Source organism: Roseisolibacter agri, from assembly GCF_030159095.1.
GTDB lineage: Bacteria > Gemmatimonadota > Gemmatimonadetes > Gemmatimonadales > Gemmatimonadaceae > Roseisolibacter > Roseisolibacter agri.
This window is the reverse complement of sequence record NZ_BRXS01000005.1, coordinates 528,029-547,598: the sequence shown is the minus strand read 5'-3', so window position 1 is coordinate 547,598 and position 19,570 is coordinate 528,029. Positions and strand designations below refer to the sequence as shown.

At 73.1% G+C, this 19,570-nt stretch carries 19 protein-coding genes; 10 read left to right on the top strand and 9 right to left on the bottom strand.

Annotated features, from left to right (window positions below; all coding sequences use genetic code 11):
* Window positions 1-31: 31 nt before the first annotated feature.
* From gyrA to rosag_RS17890, 4 genes are all read right to left on the bottom strand, one after another.
* Window positions 32-2,581, bottom strand: a complete 2,550-nt coding sequence (gyrA, locus tag rosag_RS17905; RefSeq protein WP_284351537.1) for a DNA gyrase subunit A — start codon at window positions 2,579-2,581, stop codon at window positions 32-34.
* Between the two features lie 268 nt (window positions 2,582-2,849).
* A complete protein-coding gene (locus rosag_RS17900) occupies window positions 2,850-3,590 on the bottom strand; it encodes a mechanosensitive ion channel family protein (RefSeq protein ID WP_284351536.1) in 741 nt (246 codons plus the stop codon).
* Between the two features lie 121 nt (window positions 3,591-3,711).
* Window positions 3,712-3,963, bottom strand: coding sequence for a hypothetical protein (locus rosag_RS17895; protein WP_284351535.1), 252 nt, complete (start codon window positions 3,961-3,963; stop codon window positions 3,712-3,714).
* A gap of 6 nt (window positions 3,964-3,969) precedes the next feature.
* Window positions 3,970-5,007 carry a zinc-binding dehydrogenase gene (locus tag rosag_RS17890; protein ID WP_284351534.1) on the bottom strand — a complete coding sequence of 346 codons (1,038 nt, stop codon included), beginning with the start codon at window positions 5,005-5,007 and terminating at the stop codon, window positions 3,970-3,972.
* Between the two features lie 265 nt (window positions 5,008-5,272).
* Here rosag_RS17890 and odhB point away from each other — a divergent pair, with 265 nt between their 5' ends.
* Together odhB and lpdA are read left to right on the top strand one after the other, a co-directional pair.
* Window positions 5,273-6,538: a 2-oxoglutarate dehydrogenase complex dihydrolipoyllysine-residue succinyltransferase gene (odhB, locus tag rosag_RS17885; protein ID WP_284351533.1), complete on the top strand. Its 1,266-nt coding sequence runs from the start codon at window positions 5,273-5,275 to the stop codon at window positions 6,536-6,538.
* A gap of 96 nt (window positions 6,539-6,634) precedes the next feature.
* Window positions 6,635-8,059 (top strand): dihydrolipoyl dehydrogenase, encoded by a 1,425-nt coding sequence (gene lpdA / locus rosag_RS17880; protein WP_284351532.1) that lies wholly within the window; start codon window positions 6,635-6,637, stop codon window positions 8,057-8,059.
* Between the two features lie 239 nt (window positions 8,060-8,298).
* On the opposite strand, the gene rosag_RS17875 is transcribed toward lpdA, so the two are convergent.
* The 3 genes from rosag_RS17875 to rosag_RS17865 form a co-directional block, all read right to left on the bottom strand.
* Window positions 8,299-8,715: a hypothetical protein gene (locus tag rosag_RS17875; protein ID WP_284351531.1), complete on the bottom strand. Its 417-nt coding sequence runs from the start codon at window positions 8,713-8,715 to the stop codon at window positions 8,299-8,301.
* Window positions 8,715-9,281 carry an RNA polymerase sigma factor gene (locus rosag_RS17870; RefSeq protein WP_284351530.1) on the bottom strand — a complete coding sequence of 189 codons (567 nt, stop codon included), beginning with the start codon at window positions 9,279-9,281 and terminating at the stop codon, window positions 8,715-8,717. Before rosag_RS17870 ends, rosag_RS17875 begins: the two co-directional genes overlap by 1 nt.
* A 214-nt stretch (window positions 9,282-9,495) precedes the next feature.
* Window positions 9,496-10,614, bottom strand: a complete 1,119-nt coding sequence (locus rosag_RS17865) for a CaiB/BaiF CoA transferase family protein (protein ID WP_284351529.1) — start codon at window positions 10,612-10,614, stop codon at window positions 9,496-9,498.
* Between the two features lie 300 nt (window positions 10,615-10,914).
* Here rosag_RS17865 and rosag_RS17860 point away from each other — a divergent pair, with 300 nt between their 5' ends.
* Window positions 10,915-11,799 carry a hypothetical protein gene (locus rosag_RS17860; RefSeq protein ID WP_284351528.1) on the top strand — a complete coding sequence of 295 codons (885 nt, stop codon included), beginning with the start codon at window positions 10,915-10,917 and terminating at the stop codon, window positions 11,797-11,799.
* 78 nt (window positions 11,800-11,877) lie between these two features.
* Here the strand turns inward: rosag_RS17860 and otsB are convergent, their stop codons facing one another.
* Window positions 11,878-12,690 (bottom strand): trehalose-phosphatase, encoded by an 813-nt coding sequence (gene otsB, locus rosag_RS17855; protein ID WP_284351527.1) that lies wholly within the window; start codon window positions 12,688-12,690, stop codon window positions 11,878-11,880.
* Window positions 12,687-14,258: an alpha,alpha-trehalose-phosphate synthase (UDP-forming) gene (locus rosag_RS17850; protein ID WP_284351526.1), complete on the bottom strand. Its 1,572-nt coding sequence runs from the start codon at window positions 14,256-14,258 to the stop codon at window positions 12,687-12,689. Before rosag_RS17850 ends, otsB begins: the two co-directional genes overlap by 4 nt.
* A gap of 102 nt (window positions 14,259-14,360) precedes the next feature.
* On the opposite strand from rosag_RS17850, the gene rosag_RS17845 reads away from it, so the two are divergent.
* The 7 genes from rosag_RS17845 (at window position 14,361) to rosag_RS17815 (ending at window position 19,455) form a co-directional block, all read left to right on the top strand.
* The gene (locus tag rosag_RS17845) at window positions 14,361-15,365 is read left to right on the top strand and encodes a GHMP family kinase ATP-binding protein (protein ID WP_284351525.1); all 1,005 of its coding nucleotides are present in this window, start codon (window positions 14,361-14,363) and stop codon (window positions 15,363-15,365) included.
* A 156-nt stretch (window positions 15,366-15,521) separates the two neighbouring features.
* Window positions 15,522-16,694 carry an ArgE/DapE family deacylase gene (locus tag rosag_RS17840; RefSeq protein WP_284351524.1) on the top strand — a complete coding sequence of 391 codons (1,173 nt, stop codon included), beginning with the start codon at window positions 15,522-15,524 and terminating at the stop codon, window positions 16,692-16,694.
* A gap of 107 nt (window positions 16,695-16,801) precedes the next feature.
* A complete protein-coding gene (locus rosag_RS17835; RefSeq protein ID WP_284351523.1) occupies window positions 16,802-17,023 on the top strand; it encodes a hypothetical protein in 222 nt (73 codons plus the stop codon).
* Window positions 17,020-17,649, top strand: coding sequence for a ribonuclease H family protein (locus rosag_RS17830; RefSeq protein ID WP_284351522.1), 630 nt, complete (start codon window positions 17,020-17,022; stop codon window positions 17,647-17,649). Before rosag_RS17835 ends, rosag_RS17830 begins: the two co-directional genes overlap by 4 nt.
* A 133-nt stretch (window positions 17,650-17,782) precedes the next feature.
* Window positions 17,783-17,965: a hypothetical protein gene (locus rosag_RS17825; RefSeq protein ID WP_284351521.1), complete on the top strand. Its 183-nt coding sequence runs from the start codon at window positions 17,783-17,785 to the stop codon at window positions 17,963-17,965.
* An 86-nt stretch (window positions 17,966-18,051) separates the two neighbouring features.
* Complete coding sequence (locus rosag_RS17820) at window positions 18,052-18,798, top strand: zinc ribbon domain-containing protein (RefSeq protein ID WP_284351520.1); 747 nt, start codon at window positions 18,052-18,054, stop codon at window positions 18,796-18,798.
* Between the two features lie 3 nt (window positions 18,799-18,801).
* Window positions 18,802-19,455 carry a c-type cytochrome gene (locus tag rosag_RS17815; protein ID WP_284351519.1) on the top strand — a complete coding sequence of 218 codons (654 nt, stop codon included), beginning with the start codon at window positions 18,802-18,804 and terminating at the stop codon, window positions 19,453-19,455.
* Window positions 19,456-19,570: the final 115 nt, after the last annotated feature.

Here is a 19,570-nt window from a genome sequence, read left to right as displayed (position 1 = left end):
CGTCACCGCATGGTGCCTCGGCCGAACGGGCTCACTCCGCCGCGTCCGACCCCTCGGCGCCGTCGCCGTTGTCCCCGTTGTCGCCGGCGACCGAGTCGTCGGCCTCCAGCCCCTCGGCGTTCTCGTCCTTCTCCGAGACCACCCGGGCCACGGCGCAGACGAAGTCCTTGGCGTCGAGGTTCACCAGCTTCACGCCCTGCGCGTTGCGGCCGGTGTTGCGCACCTCGTTGACGGCCGAGCGGATGATCACGCCGTTCTTGGTGATCAGCATGATCTCGTCGTCCTGCACGACCTCCATCAGCGCGACCAGCCCGCCCGTCTTGTCGGACAGCTTGCCGGTGATGATGCCCTTGCCGCCGCGGCCCTGCACGCGGTACTCGGTCAGGTCGGTCACCTTGCCCATCCCCTTCTCGGTGACGAGCAGCAGCGTCGCGTCGATGCGGCGCACGACGACCATGCTCACGACCTTGTCGTCGGGGCGCAGGTCCACGCCCTTCACGCCGGTCGTGTCGCGGCCCATGTCGCGCACCTGCGACTCCGGGAAGCGGATCGACAGGCCGTGCTTGGTGGCCAGCACCACGTCGTTCGTCCCGCTGGTGATCTGCACGTCGATCAGGGCGTCGTCCTTCTCGATCTTGATCGCCTTGATGCCCGTCGCGCGCACGTTCCCGTACTCGCTGAGCTGCGTCTTCTTGACCGTGCCGTTGCGCGTGCAGAAGAACAGGTACTGGTCCTCGCGGAACTCGCGCACCGCCACCATCGACCGGATCCCCGTGTCGGGCGACACGTTGATCAGGTTCACGATCGGCTTGCCGCGGGTCGCGCGGCCGGCCGCCGGGATCTCGTGGACCTTCAGCCAGAACACCCGGCCGTCGTCCGTGAAGATCATGATGTAGTCGTGCGTGCTCGCGATGAAGAGCCGCTCGATGAAGTCGGTGTCCTTGAGGTCCTGGCCCGACAGCCCGCGCCCGCCGCGCCGCTGCTTGCGGTACGTCGTCACCGGCGTGCGCTTGATGTAGCCCGAGTGGGACATGGTCACGACCATGTCCTCCTCGGCGATCAGGTCCTCGATCGTGAACTCGCCCTCGTCGGACGTGATCTCGCTGCGGCGGTCGTCGCCGTACTTCGCGACCACCTCCGCCAGCTCGTCCTTCATGATCTGCATCCGGCGCGGCCGGCTGTTGAGGATCTCCTTCAGGTCCGCGATCATCGCGCGCACCTCGCGGAGCTCCTCCTCCAGCTTGTCGATCTCCAGGCCCGTGAGCTTGGCGAGGCGCATGTTCAGGATCGCCTCGGCCTGCCGCTCGGAGAGCTTGAAGCGGCGCTGCAGCTGCCCGCTCGCCGTCGGCGTGTCGGGCGCGGCGCGGATGATCTTGATCACCTCGTCGATGTTGTCGACGGCGATCTTCAGACCTTCCAGGATGTGCTCGCGCTCGAGCGCCTTGTCGAGGTCGAACTGCGTCCGCCGGACGATGACGTCGTGCCGGTGGTTGATGTAGTGCAGCAGGACGTCGCGCACCGGCATGACCTTCGGCACCAGCCGCCCCGTCGCCGCGTCGGGCACGAGGGCGAGCATGATGACGCCGAACGTCGACTGCATCGTCGAGTGCTTGTACAGCTGGTTCAGCACGACGCGCGGGATGGCGTCGCGCTTCAGCTCGATCACGATGCGCATGCCCTCGCGATCCGACTCGTCGCGCAGCGCGCTGATCCCCTCGACCTTCTGCTCGCGGTGCAGCTCCGCGATCTGCTCCACCAGGCGCGCCTTGTTCACCTGGTACGGCAGCTCCGTGACGACGATCTGCGACTTGCTGGAGGACTCCTTCTCCTCGATCACGGCGCGCGCACGCATCACGACGCGGCCGCGGCCCGTCTCGATGTAGTCCTGGATCCCCTGGCGGCCGTAGATGTACGCGCCGGTCGGGAAGTCCGGTCCCTTGATGTGCTTCCGGATCGCCGACGGCTCCAGGTCCGGATTGTCGATCAGCGCGACGAGCGCCGCGGCGACCTCGCGCAGGTTGTGCGGCGGGATGTTGGTCGCCATGCCGACCGCGATGCCCGAGCTCCCGTTCACCATCAGGTTCGGGATGCCGGCCGGGAGGACCGTCGGCTCCTGCAGCCGGTCGTCGAAGTTGGGCGCGAAATCGACGGTGTTCTTGTCGATGTCGTTCAACATCTCCGTCGCCGCGCGCGTCAGGCGCGACTCGGTGTAGCGGTACGCGGCCGCCGGGTCGCCGTCCACGGAGCCGAAGTTCCCCTGGCCGTCCACCAGCGGATAGCGCAGCGAGAAGTCCTGCACCATGCGCACGAGCGCGTCGTACACCGACTGGTCGCCGTGCGGGTGGTACTTGCCCAGCACGTCGCCCACCACCGTCGCCGACTTCTTGTACGGGCGCCCGGGCGTGAGGCCGATCTCGTTCATCGCGTACAGCACGCGTCGCTGCACGGGCTTCAGCCCGTCGCGCACGTCCGGCAGTGCGCGCGACACGATGACGCTCATCGAGTAGTTGATGAACGACTCCTTGATCTCCTCGTCGATCAGACGCGGAAGGATGCGTTCGCGATTGTTCGGAGCGGTCATGAGCTACCTGGCGGTCCGGCCGGTGGGGACGACGCACGCGGGGCCTTCAGGGCCCCGCGCGGCAACCTCCCAATCTACCCATCGGGACGCCTGAACGCAACCCGAAACTCCCGCCGTAAGTGACGCCACCGCACGCACTTACAGCCAGGCGAGCGGAAGGGCGTCCGGAGCCCGTTGCCGGGACGCGCACGGGGCCGGGAGCGACTGGCTCCCGGCCCCGTGACACGGCCGTGATTCGGCCCCCGACGGCGCTCCCGGCGCCCTGCGGTCAGCCCTCGCGCCGCGTCTCGTCGGCGCGCGCCTCGGCCTCCTCGAGGGCCTCCTCCTCCGCCGCCTCGCGGGCGATCGCGTCGCGCTCCGCCTTGTAGCGCTCGTACCACTCGCGCGTCACCTCGCCCGCCAGCTCGCGGTTCCCGAGGCCGAACGAGAGCGCCATCGCCAGCGCGATCGCGCCGAACAGGATCGCGAACGCCGTCGTCACGATGTCGGTCGCGATCCCCAGCTCCTGCAGCGCCATGAACACCGCGAGGATGATCACCCCCCAGCGGCCCACGCGCGCCAGCGTCGGCCCGCCGTGCAGCCCGCCCGCCGACGCCATGATCAGCCCACCCACGAACCCGCCGAGCACGATCCCGACGATGATGATCACGATCGCCGCGATCACGCTCGGGATGTAGCTCACCAGCTCCGAGAAGACGTTCGCCAGCGACTGGAAGCCGAGCGCGTTGGCGGCGATCAGCATCACCGCGAACATCACGAACCAGAACAGCAGGTTCGCGATGACGCGCGCGGGGTTCAGCTGCGTCCCCGAGCGCTCCACGGCGTGCAGCACGCCGCCGCGCTCCAGCATCTCGTTCAGCCGCACGCGGCGGAGCAGGCGGCTCGTGCCCTTCTCCACCAGCTTCGCCAGCAGGTAGCCGGCGAACAGGATGACGAGCGAGCCGAGGAGCGACGGGACGAACAGGCCGAGCTGGGCGAAGCTTTCCTGCAGGCGGGCGAAGAAGTCCATGCGAGCGCCGGGATGGGCGGCGTGTCGTGGCGGGAGGGAGGATGGCCGAGGGTGACGGCGGTCACGCGCCGGTCAATCTACCGGGCCCGGCCCGTCGCGTCAGTTCCGGCGCAGTCGCGGCTCAGTTGCGGGTGCCGCGCCGCACGTCGAACAGGGCGCTCCGCCGGCAGGTCGGGCAGATCAGCCACTCGCGGCGCCGCGCGTAGCCCAGCCCGAACGAGCCGCCGCCGATGGGGCGCCGGGTGAGCGTCGCGCCGTCGCGCGGACACAGGGCCGGCCGTCCCTCCGCCACCGCGGCGCGGAGGGCCTGCTGCTCCTCGGGCGTGTACTGCGCCGCCTCGGCGGGCGGGGTCGGCTCGGAGGGCTCGGACATCGAAGCTCAGGCGACGCGGACGACGACCTTCCCGAACTGGTCGCCGCTGGCCAGGCGCTCGTAGGCGCGGCGCCCCTCGGCCAGCGGCGTCACGGAGTCGATCACGGGCAGCAGCCGCCCTGCGCGCAGCTCCCCGATGATGGTCGCGTACTCGGCGTCCGTCCCCATCGTGGAGCCGAGGAGCGACCACTGGTTCCAGAACATCCGGCGGACGTCGGTCTGCACCATCGCGCCCGACGTCCCGCCGCACGTCACGAGCCGCCCGCGCCGGCCGAGCGCCAGCAGCGAGCGGCTCCAGGTCGCCTCGCCCACGCTGTCGATCACGACGTCCACGCCGCGCTTGCCGGTCGCCTCGCGGATCACGCGCGGCACGTCCTGCGTGCGGTGGTTCAGCACGTGGTCGGCGCCCAGCGCGCGCGCGCGCTCGAGCTTGTCGTCGCTGCCGCTCGTGACCCACACCGTCGCGCCGATGCGCTTGGCGATCTGCAGCGCCGCCTGCGCCACCCCGCCGCCGATCCCCCAGATCAGCAGCTGGTCGCCGGGGCGCACCTGCGCGCGCGTGACGACCATGCGCCACGCGGTGAGCGTCGCCAGCGAGAAGGCCGCGGCCTGCTCGGCGCTCACGCCGTCGGGGACCGCGTGCACGCTGCGCCCCGGCACCACCACCCGCTCGGCCATGAAGCCGGGGACGTGCTCGCCGAAGATCCGGTAGCGCGGACAGAGCGGCTCCTCGCCGTCGAGGCAGTACTCGCACACGCCGCAGCTCGCACCGGGGTTGATCGCGACGCGGTCGCCGGGCCGGACGTGCGCGACCTCGCTGCCCACCGCCTCGACGATCCCCGCCCCGTCCGACCCGACCACGAACGGCGGGACGATCGTGATCCCCGGCAGCCCGCCCACCATGTAGAGGTCGAGGTGGTTGAGCGCCGCCGCCTCGATCCGGACGAGCACCTCGCGCGGCCCCGGCGGCGCGGGCTCGGGGAGGTCGTCGCGGTACGCGAGATGGTCGAGGGAGCCGTGACCGGCGAGGGTGAGAGCACGCATCGGATCCGGGAAGCGGAGGACGGAACGGCGGAGAACGGAACGGAGGAGGACGATGGGGCGTGAGACGGAGAAGCGGCCCTTCGAGCTCGACGCTTCAAGCGGAGATCCGCCGTTTCGTCTCACGCCCTTCCGTCCTCCGCTCCATCGTCCTCCGCGGTTCCGTCCTCCGCTGTACCGGACCGTTATATTGGGCGGAACACTAACCGGCCCGCGCGGCCGCGAGCCAGCGCGCCGACTCCACTCCTCTGCTCTCTTCGGATCGGTCATGATCGCGATCAAGGTGCCGCCCCTCGGCGAGTCCATCGTCGAGGCGACGATCTCGCGCTGGTTGAAGCGCGAGGGCGACGCGGTGACGGCGGGTGAGACGCTCGTCGAGCTCGAGACGGACAAGATCACCGTCGAGGTGCCGGCGCTCGCCGCGGGCGTGCTCACGAAGCGCCTGAAGAACGAGGGCGACGTGGTGGCGGTCGACGAGCAGCTGGCCGAGATCGACGAGACGGCCGTCGCGGCGGGTGCTCCCGCGGCGAGTGCCGCCGCCGCGCCGTCGGCTTCGGCTCCGGCGCCCACCGCGACGCAGCCCGCGGGTGAGGCCACCGCCGCGGCCGCGGGCGCCGCATCGGGCACCGAGGTGAAGTCGTCGCCGGCCGCGCGCCGTCTGGCCACCGAGTCGGGCGTCGACCTCGCGAGCGTGGCCGGGACCGGCCGCGGTGGCGTCGTGAGCAAGCCGGACGTCGTGCAGGCGGCGGCGCAGGGCGCAAAGCCGGCGGCGGCTCCCGCACCTGCCGCGGCGCCGGCTCCGGCGCGTCCGGCGGCGGCCGGCGGCAACGGCAGCGGCCCGCGCGAGACGCGCGAGAAGATGACGACGCGCCGCAAGCGCATCGCCGAGAACCTGCTCGCGTCGCAGCAGCAGACCGCGCACCTGACGACGTTCAACGAGATCGACATGACCGCCGTCACGCAGCTCCGCGAGCGCGTGCGCGAGCGCGTCGAGAAGGAGCACGGCGTGCGCCTCTCCTTCATGCCGTTCTTCGTGAAGGCCGCGGTGATGGCGCTGCAGCAGTACCCGACGGTGAACGGCAAGATCGAGGGCGACTCGATCGTGCTGCACCACTACGTGAACATGGGCATCGCCGTCGCCAGCGACGCGGGCCTCGTGGTGCCGAACATCAAGGACGCCGACCGCAAGGGCGTCCTCGAGATCAGCCGCGACATCGTCGCCGTCGCCAAGCGCGCGCGCGACGGCAAGCTGACGATGGACGACCTCACCGGCGGCACGTTCACGATCACCAACGGCGGCGTCTTCGGCTCGCTCGTCTCGACGCCGATCATCAACTACCCGCAGGTCGGCATCCTCGGGCTGCACAAGGTGCAGGACCGCCCCGTCGCGATCGACGGCCGGGTCGAGATCCGCCCGATGATGTACATCGCGCTGTCGTACGACCACCGCCTCATCGACGGCCAGCAGGCCGTGCTCTTCCTCGTCCGGATCAAGGAGCTGATGGAAGATCCGGCCGCGATGCTGATCGCGTAATTCGAAGCGTCGAGCGTGGAGCGGCGAGCGGCGAGGATCTCCTCTCGCCGCTCGCCGCTCCACGCTCGACGCTCATCGTCTCCATTCGAGGCTTTCATGGCCGATACCAATACGTCCGCCCCCGACGTCCTCGTCCTCGGCGGTGGCCCCGGCGGCTACGTCGCCGCCATCCGCGCCGCGCAGCTCGGGCTGCAGGTCGTCTGCGTCGAGATGGACCGGACGCTCGGCGGCACGTGCGTCAACGTCGGCTGCATCCCGTCCAAGGCGCTGCTGCAGTCGTCGGAGCACTACGAGTTCGCGCGCCTGCACGCCCAGGAGCACGGCGTGCGCTACGAGGGCGTCGGCTTCGACCTCGCGACGATGATGAAGCGCAAGGACGACGTCGTGGGGGCGAACACGAAGGGCGTCGAGTTCCTGTTCAAGAAGAACAAGGTCACCTGGGCGAAGGGGCGCGGCACCGTCGTGCAGGCGGGCGCCGGCGGCAACGTCGTCGAGGTGCGGGGCGAGGACGGCGCGGTCACGCGCTTCGCGCCGAAGCACGTCATCCTCGCCACGGGCTCGGTGCCGATCGAGCTGCCGTTCCTCAAGTTCGACGAGGAGCGCGTGCTCTCGAACGTCGGCGCGCTCAAGATCCCGGAGGTGCCGAAGCGCCTGATCGTCATCGGCGGCGGCGTCATCGGGCTGGAGCTCGGCTCCGTGTGGCGCCGGCTGGGCGCCGAGGTGACGGTCGTCGAGCTCGCGCCGACGATCCTCCCCGGCAACGACGAGGACATCGTGAAGGAGGCCACCAGGGTCTTCACGAAGCAGGGCCTCGTGCTGAAGACCGGCGTGCGCGTCACGGGCGGCGGGCGCGAGGGCGACGTCGTCCGCATCACGGTCGACAGGGACGGCCAGTCGGAGACGCTCGAGGCGGACTACGTGCTCGTCTCGGTCGGCCGCCGGCCGGCGCTGCACGGCGTCGACGCGCAGGCGCTCGGCCTCGAGCTCGGCCAGCGTGGTGAGGTCGCGGTCGACCACCAGATGCGCACCTCGATCCCCACGGTGTTCGCAATCGGCGACGTGGTGGGCGGCAAGCTCCTCGCCCACAAGGCGGAGGAGGAGGGCGTCGTGGCGGCCGAGGTGATCGCCGGCAAGCCGGTCGAGATGCACTACCGCTCGATGCCGTCGGTGGTCTACACGTGGCCCGAGGTCGCCACGGTCGGCCTCGCGGAGCACGAGGTGAAGGCCGAGGGGCGCAAGTACAAGGTCGGCAAGTTCCCGTTCAGCGCCAACGGCCGCGCCCGCACGATGGGCGAGACGACGGGCCTGGTGAAGTTCATCGCCGACGCCGAGACGGACGAGCTGCTGGGCTGCCACATGCTGGGCGCCAACGTCTCCGACCTGATCCAGGAGGTCGTGCTCGGCTTCGAGTACCGCGCGTCGTCCGAGGACATCGGCATCACGGTGCACTCGCACCCGACGCTGTCGGAGACGGTGAAGGAGGCGGCGCTGGCGGTGATGGGGCGCGCCATCCACATCTGACCTCGCGCATCACGGCGAAAAGCAGTTGCAAGGATGAAGATCTGAACAGATCTGAGAACGACGGATGGCTCCGCGTGGCGGCGAGGGATCTCGCACTCCACCGGAGCCATCCGCTTTCATCAGACCTTCTCAGCCTTTCATCCTTGCTGCCGTTGCCGTTCGGGTCCGGCGCAACGCACGAAGGGCCGGGACCTCTCAAGGTCCCGGCCCTTCGCGTCGATACCTGGCAGTGTCGCCGGTCAGCGCAGCAGCATGCCGAGCGCGGTCCCGGCAGCCAGCAGCGCCGCGCCACCAGCCACCGCGAGGGCGGTGCTGAACGGCGCGGGACGCTGATACCAGGGAAGCGGAGCGGCCGGCGCGCTGGCCGGGATGGCGGCCATGAGACGCTCCATGACCGGAGCCGGGGTCATCATGCGGCGGCGACGCTCGGTCTCCTCCGTGATGCGGCTCCACAGCTCGACCTCGCGGCCGCTGGTGCGGCGCGCGGTGGCCTCGCTGGTCTCCCCGTCGAGCCACTGCTGGACCACGAGCGCGGGATGACCGTCGCCGGTCAGCGCCACCTCGCGGTCGGCCAGCGACTCGCCATGGTTATTCGACGACGGCTCGGGAGAGCGCGCCCGGCCACGACCGCCGTCGGGATTCAGATTGTCGACCATCAGGCGTATTTCTCCTCGAGCAGTGCCTGGAGCGCCTCGCGTGCTCGGTGAACGCGCATCTTCAGGGCTCCCACGGTGGTCCCCAGCAGGTCCGCCATCTCCTCGTACGACCGTCCCTCGACGTGCTTCATGACGAACGCCTCACGGAGACTGGGAGCGAGATGGGCCAGGGCCTGGTCCAGGTCGCGTCGCAGCTCGGAGCGGTCGAGGTCCTCGTCGGGGGTCGCGTAGTTGGACGGCTGGTCGTCTTCCTCGTAGCTGACGTGGGTGCGCCGGATGTTCTTGAGCCAATCCTTGCACCCATTCGCCACGATTCGGAACAGCCAGGCGTCGAAACGCCCGCGCACCTCGGCGAGATGGTGGTACGCCTTGATGAACGACTGTTGGAGAATGTCCTCCGCGACGTCCGGACTGCCGGTCATCCCCAACGCGTGACGGTACAGCGGATCGCTGTATCGCTGGATGAGGACGGAGAACGCGTCGCGGTCGCCCGCGAGCACGCTCGCAATGATCTGCTGATCCGCGTCCGCGGGATCGGTCGTCGTGCCCTGTACCGTGGTCTGCACGGTGTGAGCATAACTTCCGCGCGGCGCACCGGATAGCCCCGGCAATAGGGGGATCGCTGCGACGGTCACGCCCTAAGGACGACGGGGTTCCGGGGGCGTAACGGTCATTTTCGAACGCTGTTCGGGGGTCGCGGACGGGCGTCCGTCTGGCCCCCGGACCTCCCGATCGGTACTCCGCGATCCGGCGGAGGATCGCCCCGGACTGGGCGCCCGGTCAGGCCGCCGCGCCGCCCCCGGCGAAGGCCGCCCAGCCGCGGGCACGCACGAGAGCGCCATGCTCGTCCAGCCGCGGCGGGGGGAGCCGGACGCTCCCCGGGACGCTCGGCGCCACGCCGGTGAGGGGAGAGGCGTCGACCTCGCGCAGCGCCTCGAGCACGGTCTGGACGACGCCGGCCGGCACCCCGACCGCGTCGAGCCGGGCCAGCCACTCGGCCGCCGGGCGCGTCTGGAGCCGCGCATCCATCGCGGCGATCAGCGCCTCGCGGTTGGCCAGCCGGGCCGGGTTGGTGGCGAAGCGCGGGTCGCGCCCCAGCTCCGGGACGTCGAGCGCGGCCGCGCAGGCGCGCCACTGCCCGTCGTTGCCGACCGCGACGACGATCGCGCGGTCGGCGGCGTCGAACAGCTGGTAGGGCGCCAGGTTGGCGTGGGCGTTCCCCCAGCGCTGCGGCTCGCGCCCGCTCACGAGCGCGTTCTGGGCGACGTTCACCAGCCCGGCGGTCCCGCTCGCCGCCAGCGAGACCTGCACGTGCCGCTCGCCGGGCGGCAGCGGCGCCCGCGGTCCGCCGCGCCCGACGAGCGCCCCGAGAACGGCGATCGCGGCATCCTTGCCGGTGAGGACGTCGGTGACGGCGATCGGCGCCCGGAACGGCGGCCCGTCCGGGTCGCCGTTGAGCGACATCCACCCGCGCTCGGCCTGCAGCACGAAGTCGTAGCCGGGTCGGTCGCTGTCGGGGCCGAAGCCGGAGATGGTGCACCAGACCAGCCTGGGGTGCGCCGCCAGCAGCGTCGCCGGGTCGAGCCCGCGGCGGGCGAGCGCACCGCGCCTGAAGTTGTCGACGACGACGTCGGCGTCGGCGATCAGGCCGCGAATGAGGGCCTGATCCTCGGGGCGGTCCAGGTCGGCGGCGAGGCCGAGCTTGTTGCGGTTGATGCTGAGGTAGTACGCGCTCTCGCCGCGCTCGTCGAACGGCGGGCCCCAGGCGCGCGTCTCGTCGCCCTCGCCCGGCCGCTCGACCTTGAGGACGTCGGCGCCCAGGTCGCCCAGCAGCATCGTGCAGAGCGGGCCCGCGAGCACGCGGCTCAGGTCGAGGACGCGGATGCCGGACAGGAGCATGCTGCCTCTATTATGCCGTTGAACTGTTGGCTAGATTGCCGCCCGCGACCCGGCTGGCGGCCGCTCCACGGCCGGAAGCTCGTCGCGCGGATGGTCGGGCGGCAGCCCCGAGGGGCGTGGCGCGGGCGTTCACGATCGGTCGTCGGCGGCCCTGCCGGGCCCGACCGAACTTGCGTAGGCCTCGCAAAATCATAAACTTACCGCGTCCTCTCGCGCAGCCGGAGCGCGGCGCGCCCTTCCGGCCCGACGTTTCCCCTGTCTGAAAGGGGGGTGCGCGGCCCCTTCCCGGAGCAGCGAATCATGGCGGAACAGGTGCAGAGCACGGAAGAGACGCCGAAGGCCGACGCCCCCACGCCGGCGCCTCCGAAGCGCGGGCTCGGGCACCGCGGAGCGGACCCGCGGGATACGGCGGCCGAGCTGGCGGCCCGTGCCCACCAGATCAGCCTGGAAGCCGGGAGCAAGATGTCGGGCGCGATGCGCGACCTCATCCACGCGGCGGCCGGCATCTCCGGCTTCGTGGTCGAGACGGCGCGCGACGTCGTGCAGTTCATGGTGCGGCGCGGCCAGATGGCGCAGGACGAGGCCGAGAAGCTGATCCGGGAGGCCGAGGAGGCGTACGGGCACCGCGTGGCGGCCGGGTACGTGCCGGGCGCCGGCATCCCGCCCCGCCCCGAGCCCGCCGCGGCGCCTGCCGCGCCCGCGGCCCCGACGGCTGCCGCGGTCCAGGCGCCGGCTCCGACGGCCGCCGAGCCCGAGGTCGCCGCCAAGCCCGCGAAGGCGGCGGCGCCGGCCAAGCCCGCGAAAGCCGAGTCGCCGGCGAAGGAAGCTCCGAAGGAGCCGGTGAAGGAGGCGGCGAAGCCGGCGGCCAAGGCGCCGGCGGCCGCCGCGCCTGCCCCGGCCGCGAAGGTCGCCGCGAAGGAGCCGGCCAAGCCGGCCGCCAAGGAGCCGGCGAAGCCCGCCGCCAAGACCGCGCCGGCCAAGACGCCCGCCAAGCCGGCCGCGAAGGAAGCGGCGAAGCCCGCCGCGAAGGCGCCGGCCAAGCCCGCCGCGAAGGCCGGCAGCGTGAAGGCGCCGCCGGCGAAGGCCCCGGCGAAGGCCGCGGCCAAGCCGGCCGCCAAGGCTCCGGCCAAGGCGCCGGCCAAGGCCGCGCCCGCGAAGAAGGCGGCGCCGGCGAAGAAGCGCTGACCTCCTCGCACTGCTCACAGCCCGCGCCTGGAGTGGGGCGGTCGCCGACTGGCGACCGCCCCACGTCGTTTCCGCCCCTCACGCTCCGCGCAGCGCCAGCAGCCGGTCGAGGAGCGCGTGCACGTCGGTGGGAGCGTCCACCCGCCACGCGGCGTGCGTCTCCTGCTCCGCCGTCCCGACCCGGATGGTGAGCGCGTGGGCCGACGCGCCGCGCAGGCGCCGGAACGCGTCCTCGTCGGTGCGGTCGTCGCCGATGAAGAGCACGAGCCCCTCGGGTCCGAGCGCGCCGAGCCGTCGCGCCAGCGCGAGCGACGCGGTGCCCTTGTCGACCTCGGCGTCGATCTTCACCTCGTGGATCATCTTCCCCTCGTGCACCCGCAGCCCCTCCTGCGCGGCGGCGGCGTGGACCGCCGCGGCGAGCGCGGGAACGGACGCGGGATCGGCGAGGCGCCAGTGGACCGACAGGCTCCACGTCTTGTCCTCGAGCAGCGCGCCGGGAACGGCAGCCACCGGCCCCGCGAGCGCGTCCGCCGCGCGCGCGACCCGCTCGGCGAACGGGAGCACCTCGGGCGCGATGTGGCGGGTGCCGTCCGGATCGACGGTCTCGACGCCGTGGTTGCCGACGACCCAGAGGCCCGGGAGGCCGACCAGCCGCGCGCCGTCGTCCGCGCCGCGCCCCGTGACGAGTCCGACGTAGACGCCCGGTGCGGCAGCGAGGCGAGCGAGCGCGCGCCGGGCGTCCTCGGGCACGCGCGCGTCCTGCGGGCGTGGCGCGAGCGGCGCCAGCGTGCCGTCGATGTCGAACAGCGCCAGCAGCGGCGACGCGGCCGCGACGCGCTGCAGCGCGTGCTCACCGAACGCCGCGGCGAGGGCCGCGGTCGGCGCGCTCACCGCGGGGCGTCGGCGAGCGGCGCGGCGCCCTGCGCCCGCGGCCGAACGCGCGGGCGAGGCAGCGGCTCGGCCGCGGGCGGCGCCAGCTCGTCCACGCGCGCGAGGATCGACGCCAGCCAGTCGAAGATGGTGGCGCGCCGCAGCCGCGCGCGCATCGCGCGCATGCGGGCGCGGCGCTGCGCCTGCGGCATCGCGATCGCCTCGCGCAGGCCCGCGACCACGCCGTCGACGTTGAACGGGTTGATGAGCACCGCGCCCTCGATCTCCTCGGCCGCGCCGGTGAGGCGGCTGAGCACCAGCACGCCCTGCTCGTCGACGTTGCAGGCGACGAACTCCTTGGCGACCAGGTTCATGCCGTCCTGCAGCGACGACACGAGGCAGAGGTCGCCCGCGCGGTAGATCGCCGCCAGCTCCTCGGCGCCGATGTTCTCGTGAAAGAGGACGATCGGCGTCCACTCCGGCGTGCTCCACCGCGCGTTGATGGCCGCGACGGACGCGAGCACCTCGTCCTCCAGCGCCTTGTACGACGCGAGCTCGCTGCGCGACGGCGTCGCGACCACGAGGAACGTCAGGCACTCGCGCATCTCCGGCGCCTCCTCGAACAGCTGGTCGAGCGCGCGCAGCCGCTCGGGGATTCCCTTCGTGTAGTCGATGCGGTCGACGCTGACGCCGAGCGTGGCGCCGTTCGCGCCGTAGCGCACGCGCAGCTGCTCGGCGCGGCGCGCCGCCTCGGCGCGGCGCGCGAGGCCCTCGTAGCGCGCGACGTCGATGCTGATGGGAAACGCGCCGACGTGCACCTCGCGTCCCTCGAAGTGGATGCGCCGGTGCTCGCGACGCATCTGGACGTCGGGGACGAGCGCGGCCACGCAGTCCATGAAGTTCATCGCGTACCGCTCGGTGTGGAACTCGAGCAGGTCGTTCCCGAGCATGCCGCGCAGCACGCCCTGCTGCGCCTCGGTGGGCAGCAGCCGCAGGATGTCCGGCGGCGGAAACGGGATGTGCCAGAACTGGTGGATGAACGCCTTCTGCCCGGTCGCGGCGAGGCGCTCGCGCACCATCGCGGGCGCGGCCGCGAAGTGGTAGTCCTGGATCCACACGACCGCGTCGCCCGGCGCGCGCGCGACCTCCTCGGCCACCGCGTCGGCGAAGCGCGCGTTCACCGCGTGGTAGCGCGCCCAGTGCTCGGCGCGCGTCTCGTAGTGCTGCAGCAGCAGGTGGCACAGCGGCCAGAGCGCGCTGTTGGCGAAGCCGAGGTAGTAGCCCTCGACGTCGGCATCGTCCAGCCAGACGCGCCGCAGCGTGTAGCTCGGGCACTCGGGCGGCACCATGAGGCGGCCGTCCTCGCCCGCGGTCTCACGGTCGGCGCTGCCCGAGCCCCACGCGACCCAGGTGCCGCGCGTGCGCTGCATGGTGGGATCGAGGGCCGAGACGAGGCCCCCGGGCGGACGGCGCAGCGCGATCCCGTCCTCGGCCGACGCGTCCTCCGAGCGGACGTGCTCGTACGGCTCGCGGTTGGAGAGCAGGATGAGGGTGCGCCCGGCGAGGTAGCGTTCGAGATCTTGCGGCATCGTCCGCGCGGAAGGGGCAACGCGCGTGCCCTGCGCGCGTCGCGGAGGGGAACCGTCGGGTCCGCAGGTGACGGCCGGCGGGCGCGCGTGCATGTTGCGCGCATGTCCGAGACCGTGACCGAGATCGTGGCTCGCGCGCCCACGCGCCTGGACTTCGGCGGGGGCTGGACCGACGTGCCCCCCTACTGCGACGAGGAAGGCGGCCAGGTCTGCAACGTCGCCATCGCCCGCCACGCGACCGTGCGGCTCCGCCCGCTCGGCGACGGCGACGAGGACGCATCGGGCGGGCGCGCGCCCGACGCGCGCCTGGCCGCCGCGTCGCTGCGCCGCGCGGGGCTGCACGCGCGCGTGCGCGCGGAGGTGACGAGCGACTTCCCGGTGGGCGCGGGGCTGGGCGGCTCGTCGGCGGCGGGCGTGGCGCTGGCGGCGGCGATCGCGGCGTGGCGCGGCACGCTGGCGCCGGGTGCGGCGCCGGACCACGCGACGCGCGACGCGCTCGCGGAGTGGAGCCGCGCCGTCGAGGTGGAGGACGCCGGGATCGCGGGCGGTCGGCAGGACCACTACGCGGCGGCGCACGGCGGCGCGCTGCACCTGACGTTCGGCGCCGCGGCGGGCGACCGTCCCGCGGCCGCGCACCCGCTCGCGCTGTCCGACGCGACCGTCGACGCGCTGGAGCGCCGCGCGCTGGTGATCTACACCGGCGAGTCGCGCATCTCGGGCGACACGATCACCGCGGTGCTGGACGCGTACCGCGCGCGCACGCCGCGCGTGGTGGACGCGCTGCGCCGCATGGGCGCGCTCGCGCGCGAGATGTCCGACGCGCTGGCGTCGGGCGACCTGGACGCGCTCGGCGCGCAGCTGGCGGAGCACTGGACGCACCAGCGCGCGCTGCATCCGTCGATCACGACGCCGCGGATCGACGCGATCATGGAGTGCGCGGCGCGGGCCGGCGCGCTCGGCGCGAAGGCGCTGGGCGCATCGGGTGGCGGATGCGTGGTCGTGCTGGCGGCGGACGGACGCGAGGACGAGCTGGAGGCTTCCATCGAAGGCCTTGGAATCGCGCTCCCGTTCAGCATCGACCGCGTCGGAGTCTGCGTGGAACGATGAAGCGGAGGACGATGGAGCGGAGGACGGAACCGCGTGAGACGGTACGGCGGACTCTCCGAGCCTGAAGCGTCAAGCGAAGATCCGCCTCCTCGTATCGCGCAGTATCGTTCTCCGTCTCATCGTCCTCCGCTCCATCGTCCTCCGCCGCACGATCCCATGACTGTCCCTTTCGCCGACGCGCTGTCGCTGACCCGCGCCCTCGTCCGCATCGACTCGCGCAACCCCGACCTCGTGCCGGGCGCGCCGGGCGAGCGCGACGCCGCGGCGCTGCTGGCCGACGTGCTGCGCGGGTGGGGGTTCACGGTCGAGGTGCAGGAGGCGGCGCCCGGACGGCCCAACGTGCTGGCGCGGCTGGGGCGCGCGGAAGCCGGCGCGGGCACGCTGATGCTGAACGGCCACCTCGACGTCGTCGGCACGGAGGGGATGACGCACGCGCCGTTCGACGCCGAGGAGCGCGACGGCCGCCTGTACGGCCGCGGGTCGACGGACATGAAGGCCGGCATCGCGGCGATGTGCGCGGCGGCCGCGCGTGCGCACGCGGCAGGCGCGCTGCGCGGCGAGGTGCTGGTGGCCGCGGTCGCGGACGAGGAGTACGAGAGCGTCGGCACGCGCGCGCTGGTGGCGTCGCTGCGCGAGCGCGGCGCGCGCGTGGACGGCGCGATCGTCACGGAGCCGACGCGGCTCGCGATCATGCCCGCGCACCGCGGCTTCGCGTGGTACACGGCGACGGTGCACGGCCGCGCGGCGCACGGCAGCCGCTACGACCTCGGCATCGACGCGATCCGGCACGCGGGGCTGCTGCTGGCGGAGCTGGACGTGCTGGACGTCGACGAGCTGCCGCGCCGCGCGCCGCACGCGCTGCTGGGCCGCGGCTCGCTGCACGCGTCGCTGATCGAGGGCGGCATCGGGCTGACGACGTATCCCGACCGCTGCGTGCTCCGACTGGAGCGGCGCACGATCCCTGGCGAGAGCGCGCAGGGCGCGCAGCGCGAGATCGAGGAGGCCGCGGCGCGCGTGCGTGCGCGCCGTCCCGACTTCCGCGCCGACGTCGCGCTCGACTTCGCGCAGCCGCCGAGCGACGTGCCGACGGACGCGCCGCTGGTGCGGGCGCTGGACGCGGCGCTGCGCGCGGCGGGCGAGGCGGCGCCGGTGGCCGGCATGAGCGCGTGGACCGACGCCGCGCTGCTGAACGAGGCCGGCATTCCCGCGATCTGCTTCGGCCCCGGCGACATCGGGCTCGCGCACGCGGCGGAGGAGTACGTGGAGATCGGGGAGATCGGGCGGGCCACCGACGTCATGCAGGGGCTCGTCTCCAGCTGGTGCTCCTGACGTCGCTCGGCGCTCGGCGCTCGGCGCTCGGCCCGCTCGCGAGACGAGGCGAGCGTCGAGCGCGGAGCGCCGACTGGACGACTTCGGGCGGTCGTTAGGTTGGATTCATGGCTTCCCTCTCCACCTCTCAGTACGACGCGCTCGAGCGCGCGATCACGGACGGCCGGCGCATCGCCGTGCAGCGCCCCGGCGCGGGCGAGGTCGTCGTCCTGCCGCGCCGGCTGCGGCTCGTCGGCGGCCGCGAGCTGATCGAGGCGGCGCATCCGACGACCGGCGACCGGCTCACGCTCTACATCGACGAGATCCTCGGCTTCGAGGTCGTGAAGTGAGCGCGGCGTTCCCCGTCGTCGCGGTGTACGCCGACGAGTCCTGCCTGGGCAACGGCAAGGCCGGCGACACGCCCGGTGGCGGCGGCGGGCTGCTCGAGTGGCGCCATCCGAAGAGCGGCGAGATCCTGCGCTGGGACTACTGGTTCGCCGAGCCCGACACGACGAACAACCGCATGGCGCTGCGCTCGGTCATCGAGGCGTTCCGCGGGCTGTCGCGGAAGGGGCACACGTTCAGCGTCGTCTTCACGAGCGACTCGAAGTACATCGTCGACGGGATGACGTCGTGGGTGCCCGGCTGGATGTCGCGCGGCTGGACCCGCAAGACGGGCCCGATCGAGAACCTCCAGCTCTGGCAGGAGGCGGTGGAGTCGCTCGGCCCGCACGAGCGCGAGTGGCGCTGGGTGCGCGGCCACAACGGCCATCCGCAGAACGAGTACGCCAACCACCTGGCGACGCGCGCGGCGGCCGAGCAGACGCAGTCGGGCGGGCTGGTGCCGTCGGAGTTCGACGCGTGGATCGCGGCGCAGCGCGCCAAGGGGACGGTGAAGACGGCGCTCGAGCCCTTCCCCGACCCGGCGGCCGTGCGCCCCGCACCGCCCTTCCCGCGGGTCCCGGCCGGGCGCTGAGCCGCCCGCGCCGACCGGCGCGCTGGCCAGTGGCGTGACGGCGCCACGGCCCGGACGGCGTTGCCCGTCCGCCACGGCGGGCGTCCCTGGGGAGAGACGACCGCCGTCGGTCGCATCCGCCCTCGCCCCCGCGATGAAGAAAACGCTGCTCATCCTCGCCATCGGCTGCCTGCTCGGCTACTCGATGGGGTACAAGGACGCCCGGGCGCACGACCGCCCGGTGTACGAGCGCATGCTCGACAACGTCGGGGGCGCCGCGCGCGGGAAGTACGGCGGCGACATCGACAAGAACTCCGACGCGGCCACCGACCGCTGAGGAGGGAGCCGGTCGCGCCGGACGGAGGCGGCGCGACCGCGGCACGGTTGGTGGTGTACAGCGCGGCGCCCCCAACCGGAGCGCCCATGGACGACCTCGACCGGCTGTACCGCCTCCTCGTCGACACGCTGCGCGCTGAGGCGCCGCACCTGCTCCGCCAGCGCTTCACCGTCGGCGACCTGGCCCAGCAGCTCGTGCCGTACCGGCTGCACCGCCGCACGCTGGGCTTCGACTCGATCCAGCAGTACGAGCACGCACTGCTGCGGCTGGTGAGCGGCGAGCGTGGCTACCTGGCGTCCGAGGCCGTCGTGCGGGATGCCGCCCGCCAGGCGCTGAGCGGCCCGCAGCCCGACGCGGACGCGCTCCGCCGCTTCGCCGACGCGCCGGCCGCCCTCGCGCCCGAGCCGCTCCGCGCGATCCTCGGCGACCTGCCGCCGGACCAGGCGTCGCAGCCCGCAGCGCAGCACGCGCCATCGCCCGCGCCCACACCGTCGATGCCGGCCATGCCGGCGTCGTCCCACTTGGCCGGCACGCCCGCGGCCGCTAGCCTCCCCGCCGACCGTCCGGTCGCCCACGCGCCGGCGCCGGTCAGCGACCAGCCGCCTCCGATGCCCTTCCCCACCCGCCCAGCCACACCCGTCGTCGGCGGCCGCTGCCCGTACTGCGGGCAGGCGCTGCCCGAGGGTCGCGCGGTCACCTTCTGCCCGTACTGCGGCCAGAACGTGACCGTTGTCCGCTGCCCCGCCTGCAGCACGGAGCTGGAGGCCGGCTGGCGCTTCTGCGTGACCTGCGGGCGGGCGATGGACGGGGCCGGCGCCGGCCCTGCGGGCTGACGCATGGCCCGCGGGGGGAGCGGACGCGGCAGCCCGGCCCGGAAGCCCGCGCGCGGTGGCCGGCGCGGCGGTCGTGGCGGCGGCTCGCGCTGGCCGGTCGTCGTCACGACGCTGCTCGTGCTCGCGGTTGGCGGAGCGTTCGCGGCGGCGTGGCTGGGGCTCGTGCCGGGCGTGCAGCTGCGGGAGATCGCGGCGCCGAAGGACAGCCTGGCGACGGCCGGCTCCGACGCGCCGCTCGTGTCCGACTCCGTCGCGCTGGCCGACAGCCTCACGGCCGACTCGACGCTGGCGTCCGCGGACCCGGGCGACGACGCGCTGCCCGTGCCAGCCGCCGACTCCGCCGCCGGCGACGCGCTCTTCCGCGGCGTCGGACGGTGCGCGGGCTGCCATGGCGCCGCGGGCGAGGGCGTGGACGGCCTCGGCCCGGACCTCCGCGACGAGGCCTGGCTGCACGGCGGCACCCGCCGCGAGATCCAGGCGGTCATCGCCCGCGGCGCGCCGGCCCCGCGCGGCGGCTTCACGGTGATGATGCCCGCCTACGGCGGCCAGCTGGACGCGACGCAGCTGGCGCAGCTCACGGCCTACGTGTGGACGCTCTCGCGCCCCGGCGCCGTGCTGCCCGACAGCGCGCCGGCCCTGCCGCTGCCGCCGCCCTGACGGCGGTTCCGTCGCGCGACGCCGCGACGCGCGCGCGCACAACGTGCAAAGGATGGCGAGGTCGTGGATCCCGTGCCGCCTCCGGCGGCGCTCCGTCCCCGCTCACGCCCAGGCA

What these genes read in the sequence shown, in the direction of transcription:
- gyrA (WP_284351537.1), bottom strand. Translation starts at nt 2,581, where the DNA reads ATGACCGCTCCGAACAATCGCGAACGCATCCTTCCGCGTCTGATCGAC.
- rosag_RS17900 (WP_284351536.1), bottom strand. Translation starts at nt 3,590, where the DNA reads ATGGACTTCTTCGCCCGCCTGCAGGAAAGCTTCGCCCAGCTCGGCCTG.
- rosag_RS17895 (WP_284351535.1), bottom strand. Translation starts at nt 3,963, where the DNA reads ATGTCCGAGCCCTCCGAGCCGACCCCGCCCGCCGAGGCGGCGCAGTAC.
- rosag_RS17890 (WP_284351534.1), bottom strand. Translation starts at nt 5,007, where the DNA reads ATGCGTGCTCTCACCCTCGCCGGTCACGGCTCCCTCGACCATCTCGCG.
- odhB (WP_284351533.1), top strand. Translation starts at nt 5,273, where the DNA reads ATGATCGCGATCAAGGTGCCGCCCCTCGGCGAGTCCATCGTCGAGGCG.
- lpdA (WP_284351532.1), top strand. Translation starts at nt 6,635, where the DNA reads ATGGCCGATACCAATACGTCCGCCCCCGACGTCCTCGTCCTCGGCGGT.
- rosag_RS17875 (WP_284351531.1), bottom strand. Translation starts at nt 8,715, where the DNA reads ATGGTCGACAATCTGAATCCCGACGGCGGTCGTGGCCGGGCGCGCTCT.
- rosag_RS17865 (WP_284351529.1), bottom strand. Translation starts at nt 10,614, where the DNA reads ATGCTCCTGTCCGGCATCCGCGTCCTCGACCTGAGCCGCGTGCTCGCG.
- rosag_RS17860 (WP_284351528.1), top strand. Translation starts at nt 10,915, where the DNA reads ATGGCGGAACAGGTGCAGAGCACGGAAGAGACGCCGAAGGCCGACGCC.
- rosag_RS17850 (WP_284351526.1), bottom strand. Translation starts at nt 14,258, where the DNA reads ATGCCGCAAGATCTCGAACGCTACCTCGCCGGGCGCACCCTCATCCTG.
- rosag_RS17845 (WP_284351525.1), top strand. Translation starts at nt 14,361, where the DNA reads ATGTCCGAGACCGTGACCGAGATCGTGGCTCGCGCGCCCACGCGCCTG.
- rosag_RS17840 (WP_284351524.1), top strand. Translation starts at nt 15,522, where the DNA reads ATGACTGTCCCTTTCGCCGACGCGCTGTCGCTGACCCGCGCCCTCGTC.
- rosag_RS17835 (WP_284351523.1), top strand. Translation starts at nt 16,802, where the DNA reads ATGGCTTCCCTCTCCACCTCTCAGTACGACGCGCTCGAGCGCGCGATC.
- rosag_RS17825 (WP_284351521.1), top strand. Translation starts at nt 17,783, where the DNA reads ATGAAGAAAACGCTGCTCATCCTCGCCATCGGCTGCCTGCTCGGCTAC.
- rosag_RS17820 (WP_284351520.1), top strand. Translation starts at nt 18,052, where the DNA reads ATGGACGACCTCGACCGGCTGTACCGCCTCCTCGTCGACACGCTGCGC.
- rosag_RS17815 (WP_284351519.1), top strand. Translation starts at nt 18,802, where the DNA reads ATGGCCCGCGGGGGGAGCGGACGCGGCAGCCCGGCCCGGAAGCCCGCG.